Origin of the sequence: Agathobaculum sp. NTUH-O15-33 (genome assembly GCF_033193315.1) — a bacterium.
Taxonomy (GTDB): domain Bacteria; phylum Bacillota; class Clostridia; order Oscillospirales; family Butyricicoccaceae; genus Agathobaculum; species Agathobaculum faecihominis_A.
This window is the reverse complement of record NZ_CP136187.1, coordinates 3,290,449-3,300,660: the sequence shown is the minus strand read 5'-3', so window position 1 is coordinate 3,300,660 and position 10,212 is coordinate 3,290,449. Positions and strand designations below refer to the sequence as shown.

16 protein-coding genes are annotated in these 10,212 nt (G+C 50.8%); 8 read left to right on the top strand and 8 right to left on the bottom strand.

Annotation, left to right across the window (positions count from 1 at the left end; genetic code table 11):
- The first annotated feature begins 208 nt into the window (after positions 1-208).
- The 3 genes from RWV98_RS16110 (at position 209) to RWV98_RS16100 (ending at position 1,546) form a co-directional block, all read left to right on the top strand.
- Positions 209-475, top strand: a complete 267-nt coding sequence (locus RWV98_RS16110; RefSeq protein WP_317862040.1) for a hypothetical protein — start codon at positions 209-211, stop codon at positions 473-475.
- Positions 476-723: 248 nt separating this feature from the next.
- The gene (locus tag RWV98_RS16105) at positions 724-1,098 is read left to right on the top strand and encodes a hypothetical protein (RefSeq protein WP_317862038.1); all 375 of its coding nucleotides are present in this window, start codon (positions 724-726) and stop codon (positions 1,096-1,098) included.
- Between the two features lie 22 nt (positions 1,099-1,120).
- Positions 1,121-1,546 (top strand): DUF3991 domain-containing protein, encoded by a 426-nt coding sequence (locus RWV98_RS16100; protein WP_317862036.1) that lies wholly within the window; start codon positions 1,121-1,123, stop codon positions 1,544-1,546.
- A 142-nt stretch (positions 1,547-1,688) separates the two neighbouring features.
- On the opposite strand, the gene RWV98_RS16095 is transcribed toward RWV98_RS16100, so the two are convergent.
- The 4 genes from RWV98_RS16095 to RWV98_RS16080 all read right to left on the bottom strand — a co-directional run bounded on the left by RWV98_RS16095 (position 1,689) and on the right by RWV98_RS16080 (position 4,186).
- Positions 1,689-2,240, bottom strand: coding sequence for a hypothetical protein (locus RWV98_RS16095; protein WP_317862035.1), 552 nt, complete (start codon positions 2,238-2,240; stop codon positions 1,689-1,691).
- 38 nt (positions 2,241-2,278) lie between these two features.
- Entirely contained in the window at positions 2,279-2,791 is a 513-nt protein-coding gene (locus RWV98_RS16090; RefSeq protein ID WP_317862033.1) for an S-layer homology domain-containing protein, read from the bottom strand.
- Between the two features lie 100 nt (positions 2,792-2,891).
- On the bottom strand, positions 2,892-3,386 hold the full coding sequence (locus RWV98_RS16085; RefSeq protein ID WP_317862031.1) for a hypothetical protein: 495 nt from the start codon (positions 3,384-3,386) through the stop codon (positions 2,892-2,894).
- Between the two features lie 23 nt (positions 3,387-3,409).
- Entirely contained in the window at positions 3,410-4,186 is a 777-nt protein-coding gene (locus tag RWV98_RS16080; protein WP_317862029.1) for a stalk domain-containing protein, read from the bottom strand.
- A gap of 143 nt (positions 4,187-4,329) precedes the next feature.
- Here RWV98_RS16080 and RWV98_RS16075 point away from each other — a divergent pair, with 143 nt between their 5' ends.
- Entirely contained in the window at positions 4,330-4,542 is a 213-nt protein-coding gene (locus RWV98_RS16075; RefSeq protein ID WP_280962882.1) for a helix-turn-helix domain-containing protein, read from the top strand.
- Between the two features lie 185 nt (positions 4,543-4,727).
- On the opposite strand, the gene RWV98_RS16070 is transcribed toward RWV98_RS16075, so the two are convergent.
- A complete protein-coding gene (locus RWV98_RS16070; protein ID WP_280962883.1) occupies positions 4,728-4,943 on the bottom strand; it encodes an LLM class flavin-dependent oxidoreductase in 216 nt (71 codons plus the stop codon).
- A 166-nt stretch (positions 4,944-5,109) separates the two neighbouring features.
- Between RWV98_RS16070 and RWV98_RS16065 the strand changes: the two genes are divergently transcribed.
- The 3 genes from RWV98_RS16065 to RWV98_RS16055 are packed head-to-tail and all read left to right on the top strand — an operon-like array spanning position 5,110 to position 7,389.
- A complete protein-coding gene (locus tag RWV98_RS16065; protein WP_317862026.1) occupies positions 5,110-5,736 on the top strand; it encodes a hypothetical protein in 627 nt (208 codons plus the stop codon).
- 56 nt (positions 5,737-5,792) lie between these two features.
- Positions 5,793-6,911: an AAA family ATPase gene (locus tag RWV98_RS16060; protein WP_317862024.1), complete on the top strand. Its 1,119-nt coding sequence runs from the start codon at positions 5,793-5,795 to the stop codon at positions 6,909-6,911.
- A complete protein-coding gene (locus RWV98_RS16055) occupies positions 6,892-7,389 on the top strand; it encodes a hypothetical protein (RefSeq protein WP_317862022.1) in 498 nt (165 codons plus the stop codon). The genes RWV98_RS16060 and RWV98_RS16055 overlap by 20 nt, the downstream gene beginning before the upstream one ends.
- Here RWV98_RS16055 and RWV98_RS16050 read toward each other — a convergent pair.
- The 3 genes from RWV98_RS16050 to RWV98_RS16040 form a co-directional block, all read right to left on the bottom strand.
- Positions 7,386-8,381, bottom strand: a complete 996-nt coding sequence (locus tag RWV98_RS16050; RefSeq protein WP_317862021.1) for a relaxase/mobilization nuclease domain-containing protein — start codon at positions 8,379-8,381, stop codon at positions 7,386-7,388. The two genes, RWV98_RS16055 and RWV98_RS16050, sit on opposite strands and share 4 nt — an antisense overlap.
- Positions 8,318-8,677, bottom strand: a complete 360-nt coding sequence (locus RWV98_RS16045) for a plasmid mobilization protein (RefSeq protein ID WP_317862019.1) — start codon at positions 8,675-8,677, stop codon at positions 8,318-8,320. Before RWV98_RS16045 ends, RWV98_RS16050 begins: the two co-directional genes overlap by 64 nt.
- 177 nt (positions 8,678-8,854) lie before the next feature.
- On the bottom strand, positions 8,855-9,019 hold the full coding sequence (locus RWV98_RS16040) for a hypothetical protein (RefSeq protein WP_317862017.1): 165 nt from the start codon (positions 9,017-9,019) through the stop codon (positions 8,855-8,857).
- Between the two features lie 121 nt (positions 9,020-9,140).
- Here RWV98_RS16040 and RWV98_RS16035 point away from each other — a divergent pair, with 121 nt between their 5' ends.
- The gene (locus RWV98_RS16035; RefSeq protein ID WP_317862016.1) at positions 9,141-10,211 is read left to right on the top strand and encodes a DUF6076 domain-containing protein; all 1,071 of its coding nucleotides are present in this window, start codon (positions 9,141-9,143) and stop codon (positions 10,209-10,211) included.
- Position 10,212 lies beyond the last annotated feature (1 nt).

The following is a 10,212-nucleotide window of genomic DNA, read 5'->3' as shown; positions in this document are numbered from 1 at the left end:
CTCATGAAATGGGCTTTTTCTCAAAATCCCACAATATCGTGTCAAGGCTCCTAATAACGTGTTTTTGTAAGGTTGGGCACCACGGGCAACACGAAAAAGGAGGCAAACAGACATGCAAGAATTGATTGATAAGGGGGTATTGTGACCGCCCGGGGAGATTGTCAAGGACAAGATCAACCTGATTTCCGGGGCGCATACCCCGCCGTTTGTGGAAATGCTCTGGACGGTCACGAATGGTGACACGGACACGACCGACCAAATATATACGCTCTTGTCCGGTCTTTACGCAGACGGACGGGAAACCGAAATGCTGGAAGCGCTGCGGACGCTGTACGGTGTGCTGGGCCTGCCGTTCCCGGAAGATGTGGAACAGCTATCCGGTCACCCGGAAGCGCGGGGGTACTTCCTTTTTTCATTCCTGCTGGACCATGACGACGCCATAGAGGACTACAAGGCCGAGCAGGACGGCGCATAAAACCGATAGTTTCATTATAAGGGGGAAAGTGCGCCCATTTACAAGCAGACGGGGAAAGCCAGTGTTTTCTCCCCCTGCACCCCCTCTTTCTACCAGCTGGTAAAGAGCTTACCTGCTGGAAAAAGGTTAATTAAATATGCTGTACTTATGGGACGACTGATAAAAAGGCCGTCCTTTTTTGTGCCTATCAACGGCTGGACAGGAGCGCCCCGCTTCTTTCTTCCAGCCGGTAAAAGTAGGTTTTGCCTATGCCCGGAGTGACAAGGGAACCGATAGACCGGGAGAACCAGTGGGATTTGCTTTCGTATCTGCAAGCCTACGAGCTGGGGGAGCTGACAAAGAAGCGACCCACGGACAAGGCATACCGGACAAAGACCCATGACAACCTTGTTATCAGTATCGGAAGATGGAACTGGACGACGCAGGGCTTTGGTGGTAAGATGGCGCGTGACTGTCTTATCAAGGTGCGGGGCATGGAGTTTGTGGACGCCGTGCGGAGAAAGCGCCCCTGTTTTTTTCCAGCCGGTAACAAGGCCCCCGGAACAGTCGAGGGCCTTTGTACTGTCGGAAGCCAATCGCTGCGCCACCGCCGCCGTGTCGCACTTACAGCGCCGGGGGATTGATTCAGAGATCATCAGCCGGGGCATGAAAGCCGGTATCTTCTACGAAAGCAGGAATTACCACAACTGCGTGTTTGTAGGGAAAGACAAGACCGGAAAGGACCGGTTTGCCTGTATGCGCGGGACGATGGGCAACTTCAAGGCCGACGTGCAGGGAAGCGATAAGCGGTTTAACTTCTGCCTCCTGTCCTCCGACCCGTCAAGCGGCCTGCTGGCCGTGTTTGAAAGCCCCAGAGACGTCCTATCGCTGGCAATGCTGCGGAAAGTGAAGCGCACCGCATGGGATAAATGCAACCACCTGTCGTGGGGCGGTACGGCTCCGCTGGCGTTACCTTGTAGTCCAGTTTCTCTGATTGAGCGATTGCCAGTCGATCAGGGGATGTTTTGGGGTATCATTATTTGGTGTTCAGCACAAGTATCAGTTGACTCTTGCACTCTAATAATTTTATAGTGGTTTCAAATTATTAATAATAGAACAAATGCAGAGATTCGATTTCCTTGTTATGCATCTAGTCTCTGCAGTTTTCCAACACTTTTAACTCTACAGCAGACAAAAGCCATCTGCGCTTTGGTTCAAAGAATTTATACTACGCTTAGGTCAATTCTGGACTGAACAGCAACTCTATAACCTCGTTGCCTTTGGTTGCTAAACCAACGCCCTGTAAACCACCCTCATATTTCACTCCACCTACGGTTACATTTGTGCTCCAGTTGCTTTTCTCCCAACGGTCAGCACCGCATAGCAGATACGAAATAGACTCGGTGGGTTTGCGTTTTAGAGTGAAGGTGATTTCACCGTTCTTATCTGATCTAATTGGCATGACAAAATATACATTATCAATATCAGCATTATCATATGCCCAAATATAAAGGGTGGCATAGGAAAGCGGCTTTTGTGTTTCGGCATCAAGAAGTCGATAGTGCATGGTATGGTTTACAAACTCTAGCCTTGGAAACCACGCATCCATAAAGGCCAGATCCTGCTCTGTATGCTCTCCGAGCTCGGGCATACGAGTCGGATATACCCATGCGAGATTTGCCACGCGCTGATAATCCGTTAAAAATTCATCTCGATCATAGGGCGGTTTAGTTTCCGCCGACTTCAGTAGTCGCTCTACAACCACCGCCGCCTGCGCGCGGGTCATATTTTCGCTGCCACAGAATCTGCCAAATCCATCTCCTGTCAAAAGCCCTTTGGCGTAGGCTTGTTCCACAAAATAGCGATACGGAATAGGGATCTCCATATAATCAGTAATAGTCGATTGATCCGCCGTGAGCGCGGGGTTTTTGTTGACATTTTATCAGCACGCACCAAAAGCCGTGCCATTTCATAACGGGTGATGTTACCGGACATAAATCTAACGGTGTCCGGCGTTTCGTCCTCTCGAATCAGTTCGGCATCTAAAGCGACCTTGTAATTCGCAGCATACCAAGTCTCTTTCACGACGGCATCAATCTGATCAGAAAGTATCGCGCGGGTCACCACGGTAATAAATTCCGCGCGAGTCAGTGCATTTTCTGGCTTGAATAGGTTATCGCCTGCGCCCTTCATAACTCCCTTTTGCGTCATTGCCTCAATAGAGGCATAGGCCCAATGCGACGCGGGCACATCATTGTAGGCGGCAGAGCTTATCATCACTAGAAACATGCTTATCATGCACATGCTCACCGACAACTTAAAAATAGACCTTTTCATAGTTATGATATTCCTTTCTAACTGCGCGGCAAGGCACAAAAGGGAATGCGATCGAGATACCTATACGCAGCATTACGAAACTTAATAGTTGTATACTTGTTTAGTCCTTTGCTCTCTTGACTAATTTATAGATGTATTTAATGATTTGATACAAGAAACAAGGTATACCAAGAAACATCGAAAGCATCAATTTGACTACAAGGTAAAACAAGAATACGATGCCATCCATCAAAAATGCGGGGAGCCATTGTTCAATATAAGTGAGCACTGCCCAACCAAATGGAACAAAGAAAAAACCGATCCCCATAGGGGCTATTTGCATAATATTGCCGCCACCCAACAGTCCGAACAGCGCGGTGAGTCCAACGGCGCCGAGCAGGCCCTTTAAAAGTGCACCTACAAACTCCGCATGCGTATCAATAATTGCATCTTTTTTGGCTTGTGCTTTTGCTGCTGCGAGCGTTGTCTGACAAGCATCAAAACACTCATCGCACAAACAAGGAGTATGCTTGCCTGCGCATTCCTTACATAATGCTTTGCCGCATACTTGACAAGTCCCAACAGCAACGCGATCTTCATGATGATAGCAATTCACTTTATTTCTCCCGTAAGACTGCTTTATCGTAGCTGCATATTGCCAAGGGCAAATGTGCTGGCGGAGTCAGCTGTCCAATTCTTTCGCTCGGTATCCGAAGGATCTATGCTGATAGTGATACGCTCTGCGCCGCTGATATCTGCTTCAATAATATTGTTTCCTGCCAAAAGCTCACACTGCTTGTATACGACATTAGTGTCGCTATCTGTGATGGACAGCTTCGTGATTTCTCCATCAACAGCTGTTGCGACATATACCTCCGCAATTTCAAAGCGAATATTGTGGTAATTCTTTTTGATTGGCAAGGCGATAGAGCAGCCCTGATTTCTAGCATATGTGTCACTGAAAGCAAATCCTGAAACATAATCTTGTCCGCTCAATTTTTTGAGTAATGAGACATCTGTGGTAAAGTCACAAAGATAAGTGGTTACGCCAAGAAAATCCGCTTTGTTCATATCTCGAATCCACTCGCTATCCACAGCTATCCACTCGCCATCCTCGCGGTTGCTTAAGCTGACCGTATACGTTTCCCCATTCCAGTCAACGTGGAAGCCGGCCGCCTCGGCGACGGCACGCACCGGTAGATAGGTCGTGCCATTAACGATCATGGGTTCGGCCGTTTTGCCGTTCACGTCTGTCGGGATAAAGTTTTTGCCGTTTAATTTGATGCTCACGCCAAACTGTGCATTGATTGTACGTACAAATAGCGAAGCCGCTGTCGCCGAAAAGGTGAGCGTACTAATGAGCAATGTTACCGCAGTCATGCACACGATCCGTTTAATTAAGTAATTTCTTTTCATTTGTATTATCCCCTTTCATTTGTGAGAGCACGTTCTGTTAATGCTGTATCCAATGATTACATTATCTGATGTAAAAGTCTATATGTCAAGTATAAACCTCGCATAATATCTAATTATTACATTAGGCATTGTGGAGGTTGGATATGATTCGTTTGAATGTGTTACCACTTTTAGAGCAGGCCGGGCATACAAAGTATTGGCTGTATAAGCAACTCGGAATGAGCTATCAGAATTTTAGCCGCATGGTAAATAACCAAACGGCATCCATTCGGTATGAAAATATCGAAACGATCTGCCGATTACTGAAATGTACGCCGAACGAGTTGTTTACTATCACAGATGAATTGCCGGAATAGTAAGAAGTCTCGACGAGTTTTCGTCGAGACTTCTTACTATTTTGCGTTATGCGCTTTGGCATGCTCTATGGTATTTTTGATGGTTAAGTGACATTCCACCACAATAAATAAATGCTTTAAGGAGGAATATACCTCGATGCAACCGCCATCATCCGTGCCTTTGACGATTACATTTGTTCCATTTTTTACTTTTGTGTCCACTGTATCTGATATCCGATAATATCTGCGATTTCTTTGATCTCGCTGTATTTAATCGTTCCGCGAGAAAGCTTATTGGATATATTCTGTGTTGTGGTTTGCTCGCTGTGCCGTGCGTTCCACTCTTTTACAATATCGGTTAATGTCCAGCCGCTTTGGGCGATATAGGCTTTTACTTCATTACGAATATTCTCGCTTGTCATTTACGCCACCTCTTTTATTATAGAATACCATACTGAAACAATATATTCAAATCCAAATAAAATTATTTATTATAGTGTTGACATGTGTTTCGCTATGGTGTATGATAACACCATAGCGAAACATCATACACTATATTGTTTCAAAATGTGTGAGGAGGAACAAATAATGACTATTAAGGAATTCATGCATCTACCCGAAAAGCTGGACGGTGCCCGCTACATTTGCAGTATTGAGCGCGACAGTGTTAAGGACAACAGCTCGTTATTGTCGTTTCTGGACACGCAGGATGCGCCATTTTACAACTATGTGCTCTGTGCGCTGGACGATGACATGGGACTGCTGCCCTTCTATGTCGGCTACACTGCTGATGTGGCGCACCGCATGAGCACGCACGCTGCGCGTGTTTCATTTGATGTGGCTTTTCTGTACCATTCGCCGAGCAAAGAGATCGCGCTCGCCAACGAGCAGGCGCTCATGAATCTGCTTGGTACGCGCGGCCTGTTCAACGGCAGCCTGTCCCAGCTCAGCAGCATTAGCCGCGAGATGATCCTACAGGCTGTCGCTGGTCTCGATTTGCCTATAGACCGCGTGCATAAATACGCTGAAGCGGATATGATCCGGCGCACCTACTACTTAAACAACGTGCTCATCGCCGCTTTGAAGGCCTACGCCTTTGATCACGACACCGAGGTGTCCGAAACTCTGCGCCTGTGCTTGCTGGACGGTATTCCGGAGAAATACCTCGAATCCGCCTACGAAAAGACGCATCGAGGAAAGCAGGCGGCGATATGAGCCGCGCGCGCCGTCCCAAGCAGTGCGCGGTCTGCAAGGTGGCAGCATTGCCGGGTATGGGTAATCTAGTGGAGTGTGGAAAAGACATCTATCTGTGCAAGTCCTGCGCAGAAACCGCGCTGCGCTGTTTTTCCGCTAAGCCCGTTCCAGCTGCAGTGCAGCCAGCCATGTCCGCTCCCCAAACCCCGCGTGAATTCGCGGAGGAGTTGGACAAGTCGGTCATCGGTCAGAGAGAAGCGAAGAAGGCGCTGTCCGTCGCGCTTTGGAAGCACGCGCAGCGGCTGCGCGGCAACACCGCTGTACCACCCGCGCATGTGCTGCTATACGGCCCGACCGGTTGCGGCAAGACCTATCTCGCGCAATGCGCAGCAAAGCTGCTGGACGTGCCCTTCGTCCGCGTGGACGCGACAACGTTCTCTGAAACCGGCTATAAGGGGCGTGATGTGCAGGAGATTGTTTTCAATGTACTGCACGCCGCCAAAACCCGCAGCCAAGCAGAACACGCGGTCGTGTTCGTGGACGAGTTTGACAAGCTGTCCGCGCACGGCGGCGGCGACCGGCAGGCGTACCAGCGCGGTACGCAGCACGCCTTTTTGACGATGCTGGAGGGCGGCGTGGTGACGGTGGAAAACAAGCAGGAAACTGCAGAGCTTGACGTGTCCGGCCTGCTTTTCATCTTCGCGGGTGCGTTTCCCGGGCTGGACGAGGTGATCTCCACGCGGCTGCACAGCGGTGAGCGCGCGATCGGTTTCGGCAGTCAGCCGCTCGGCAAGGCGCAGGAAAACACGAAAAACTTGATTACGCAGGCCGTTTCCGCTGATTTCATGACCTACGGCGTTGAACCAGAGCTGATTGGCAGAATCTCAGTGCTTGCACCGATTCTTCCGCTGGGCGCTCCCGACCTCGTACGCATCCTGACGGAAGCAGACGGCTCAGTAGCGGCTCAGTACGGCGCGTTTTTCAGTCAGCTCGGCATAGATCTCACCTTAGAGCCCGCCGCCGCCGCGAAATTAGCTGAACTCGCCCACGAAACCAGTACGGGCGCGCGTGGTCTGCGCGGATGGCTGGAACAGCTGATCGCAAGCCAGCTGTTCGATATGTCGGAGAGCAAGAGCATTCGCATCACCGTCGAGCAATTGGAAGGGGGCGGATCGCGTGGACGTAAGCGTGGTTGAGAACCGTATAGAACTGGTGGATCGTTTACTGGACAAGCTGCGCTGCCGTGCGCTGTGCGGGGATACCCCCTGCGTGCTGCCGCTCGGCGAGAGCACACGCGCCGAACAGACGGATCATATCTGCTCGCTCGCCGCACGACTGATGTTCTGCTACGCGGGGGTGAACCCGGAGGCTGGCCCGGGTGAGCTGCGCGTGTGCAAGGTGCGCTCGCTCGCATCCCTGACGTTTTTACAGTACGAATGTAACCCGGATGATCAAACCTTCGGCAATCTGCTGCGTCTCGCCGCGCTGCCGCCGGATAGCTTTCGCTGTGTGCTCCAAGCCGCCCGCTACACGCCGCGACGCTTCCGGCAGCGCTACCGCCCGCTAGCAGGCGATTCCCCGCCCGCGGAACACATGGCCCGCGCCGTCTTGCTCTTCCTCGTCAACGAAGGGCAACTGCCCAACGCTGAATCGCTGCGCAGTCAGCTGCGCTAACGCTCCTGTTCGATCTTCTGGCGGCGGGTTAAGCGGCTTGCTTCGCGCGCCGTTTTCTTGCTTTCTGCCGCGCCGATCAAATCCCCAAGTCCCGGCTTGCGCACCGGCACCTGCTCGGCCTGCACGCACCGTGAATTCTCATGGAGCGCGATATCCACCGCTTGCGGCGTATAGGCATCGCCCAGCTTATTGCCGCGCACCGCCTTGTGATTTTTGTAGATATAGGATATCGTCTGTGCCGTGTTGCGGGACAGAACGACCTCGTTTTGCGCAAGCGTTTGTTCAAACGCCTTGCGGTCTGTAGCACCTTGCTTGGCTTCATCAATGATTGCACGCAGCCCATCCTTCCAGCATTCCCCGCCGCGTGCGCGGATGCGCTCTTCTGCGATGGTTTGTGCGTCCTTTGTTGAGTCGGTGCGTTCTTTCTCTCGCTTCTTGCGAGTAGCTTCGCGCCAATCCAACGCGGACAGACCGCATTTTTCCGCAAATTGGTTGACGTAGTCCTTTTGAAAGCGATAATCTTTATCGCTGATGTGCAGCATCTTCCCGGTTTTGATACTGACGGCATTGACAATAAAATGCACATGGATGTGTGTCCTATCAATGTGCGTTACAATGACCACTTCGTGTCCCGGCCAGAAGCGCCTCGCCAAACGCCGGGCGATTTTATCCGCAAGAGCTATCGTCAGCTTTCCACCGTTTTCTGGGTTATCTCCAGAGTCAAAGGATAATTTTGCATGGTAGTACTTCCGGCTTTCATAGGTGGGCAGTTTGCCCCATGCGCGCACTGTTTCCGTAAACTGGTGGGCGTAACTGCGGTTATCGTCTAAGTATTGAGAGCTGATCGCGCCAACTTTTTGTTTATCAAGTACATATTTGACTACCTTATACGGCGTGGATTTACAGGCGGTGCATTTGAAAAGCGGCATTACAGTTCCTTCTTTCTGGACGGCGTTCCTTTTGAAAGCAGCTGCATGAGCTGTCGACTGCATTCTCGGTTCTCTTGGAGTGCAGCGAGCAACTCACGCTCCGTCCCTGAGGAGCACTGGTGCATGTGACGCACGGCCTGATTGAGATTATTTCCTTGGCGGCGCAGTTCACCTAAGACTGCTTGTAAGTCCAAAACAATAATTCGATTGCCGTCAATCAGCCGCATGAGCAGCGCCGCATTTGAAATACCGCTGCGCGCGCAGACGGCATCCCACCGGGCCTTTTCCTCTGGGGTCAGGCGAAAGGCGAGTTGCTCGCTGCGAACGCGCTTTGGCTGTGTTTTGAGTGGATCGGTCATTTCACCGTACCTCCTTTCCGAGGGGTGCAGGGGACGCGCGCGACCTCTGCCGGGGTTTGGGGTGTCCCCAACGAGGGGCAAGTGGCTAGCCACTTGCGTTCCTCGCTATATACCTGCTCCTGTCCCGATCCGCAACGCAATGTGGTTGCAGATCGGAACAGGAGCGGGCGGCGGGCGTTATGCCGTTTCGGTAGGGTTTGTAACGCTGCGCATTTGCCGCCATGCGGTATAATCTGCACATCCGGCATCGGTGCTGAAATAGGCAAGGATTGCGGGCGCGGCGGCGCGTGCCAGCGATGCGATCACATCATCTGGGATATGCTCTTTGGTATCCATCTCCACGGCACGCACCTCCTCTCCGTTTTTCTGTTCTAATCATAGCAGAAAGGGATTGACATGTCACGAGTATTGATATATAATCAAGCAATAATCGTTAAACAAATAAAACGAGGAGAGTCATATCATGCAAATCGGTTACGTTCATGTGCTTGCAAGCAAAGAATTGTTGCTAAACCTATTGCCGGATTTTCAGTTGCTGCGTGAACCCATACAAGTTGTCTTCGCACCCGGCGCATCGCTATTGGAGTATGCATATATGGACGCAGAAGGATTGCGCGCTATATTTGACAGTATGACGATGGAAGAATGCACATTTTCACATTCGGATGAGCTTCAGGCGTGGATTGACGCATCTGCGCATATACATGCCAAACTAAATGTTTATCTTTTTCTGTTTGCGCAAACTGTGCGTGCAGCTCAACAATACGAGGACTTTTATGCGGCTCTAAATTATTTACGTAATGTGCTGCCCGATGCCAAAGTATTTCACGCAGAGCTTACAATCCCGTCCGATTGGAAGCTATGGATCGGTCGAATCGTGTTGGACGCAATGCTAACGGCTCAGCGGCGGTTGCGTGAAGATCTAGATAAGCTCTTTGAAGCCTCGCGCGAGCAATACCCCAATAACACTTGTCTGCAGCGGTACTATTTACTGGGGACTTCCGAGTTGCATCACTGCGCGCCCCCCGGCGGCTTCGCCTTTACCGTTCAGCCGGACAAGTTGCTTGCGGGCAGAGACAAAGATGAGCAAGCCGAAGCGCTGTCTGCCGGACAGACGCACCTGCTTCCGGCCTATGCGTTGACGCGCGTGACCGATCTCATTGCATTCGATATTTTTATGTTGGCCATGTCAAATTCTGTCGTTAAACGCTGCCTGCATTGCGGACGTTGGTTTTCTCCACGCGGTCGTTCGGACACGGAATACTGCGACCGCTTTACTGAAAGCGGCAAGCGGTGCTCTGAAATTGGTGCAACACTACGTTTTGAAGCGTTGCATAAGGACGACGAAATCCAGCAGCTTTATTTGAAAGCTTATCGCCGCATGGATTCTCGCAAGCGGCAGTTAAAGCACCTTGCTCCCAAAGTAAAGAACTGGGGAAAAGAAGCAAGGGCCATGCGGAGAAAATGCTACAATGGTGAAATTACAGTAGAAAGCTTTCGTCATTGGTTGGATGAAACAACACAAAGGACGTGAA

What these genes read in the sequence shown, in the direction of transcription:
- RWV98_RS16105 (WP_317862038.1), top strand. Translation starts at nt 724, where the DNA reads ATGCCCGGAGTGACAAGGGAACCGATAGACCGGGAGAACCAGTGGGAT.
- RWV98_RS16100 (WP_317862036.1), top strand. Translation starts at nt 1,121, where the DNA reads ATGAAAGCCGGTATCTTCTACGAAAGCAGGAATTACCACAACTGCGTG.
- RWV98_RS16095 (WP_317862035.1), bottom strand. Translation starts at nt 2,240, where the DNA reads ATGACCCGCGCGCAGGCGGCGGTGGTTGTAGAGCGACTACTGAAGTCG.
- RWV98_RS16090 (WP_317862033.1), bottom strand. Translation starts at nt 2,791, where the DNA reads ATGAAAAGGTCTATTTTTAAGTTGTCGGTGAGCATGTGCATGATAAGC.
- RWV98_RS16080 (WP_317862029.1), bottom strand. Translation starts at nt 4,186, where the DNA reads ATGAAAAGAAATTACTTAATTAAACGGATCGTGTGCATGACTGCGGTA.
- RWV98_RS16075 (WP_280962882.1), top strand. Translation starts at nt 4,330, where the DNA reads ATGATTCGTTTGAATGTGTTACCACTTTTAGAGCAGGCCGGGCATACA.
- RWV98_RS16070 (WP_280962883.1), bottom strand. Translation starts at nt 4,943, where the DNA reads ATGACAAGCGAGAATATTCGTAATGAAGTAAAAGCCTATATCGCCCAA.
- RWV98_RS16065 (WP_317862026.1), top strand. Translation starts at nt 5,110, where the DNA reads ATGACTATTAAGGAATTCATGCATCTACCCGAAAAGCTGGACGGTGCC.
- RWV98_RS16060 (WP_317862024.1), top strand. Translation starts at nt 5,793, where the DNA reads ATGGGTAATCTAGTGGAGTGTGGAAAAGACATCTATCTGTGCAAGTCC.
- RWV98_RS16050 (WP_317862021.1), bottom strand. Translation starts at nt 8,381, where the DNA reads ATGCAGTCGACAGCTCATGCAGCTGCTTTCAAAAGGAACGCCGTCCAG.
- RWV98_RS16045 (WP_317862019.1), bottom strand. Translation starts at nt 8,677, where the DNA reads ATGACCGATCCACTCAAAACACAGCCAAAGCGCGTTCGCAGCGAGCAA.
- RWV98_RS16035 (WP_317862016.1), top strand. Translation starts at nt 9,141, where the DNA reads ATGCAAATCGGTTACGTTCATGTGCTTGCAAGCAAAGAATTGTTGCTA.